At 61.1% G+C, this 239-nt stretch carries 1 protein-coding gene; it reads left to right on the forward strand.

The window, feature by feature from the left end; translation table 11 throughout:
* Window positions 1–239 (forward strand): efflux RND transporter permease subunit (locus KVT28_RS26580; protein WP_217551299.1); only part of this gene is annotated, 239 nt, incomplete at both ends.

Consider the following 239-nt stretch of genomic DNA (forward strand, 5'->3'; position numbering starts at 1 on the left):
GCATCGGTCAGATTCAGACCTTCGGTGCCGGTGATTACGCGATGCGCGACTGGCTCGATCCCAATAAGGTGGCGGCACGTGGCTTGCCCGCCTCCGATGTGGTCAGCGCGATGCAGGAGCAGAACGTGCAGGTGTCTGCCGGCCAGCTTGGCGCGGGGCCGCTGAAGAAACAGAGCGATTTTCTGCTGTCGGTCAACACCCAGGGTCGTCTTGAGAGGGAAGAGCAGTTCGGGAATATC

The organism is Pantoea sp. GbtcB22, from assembly GCF_019091025.1.
Lineage (GTDB): Bacteria > Pseudomonadota > Gammaproteobacteria > Enterobacterales > Enterobacteriaceae > Pantoea > Pantoea leporis.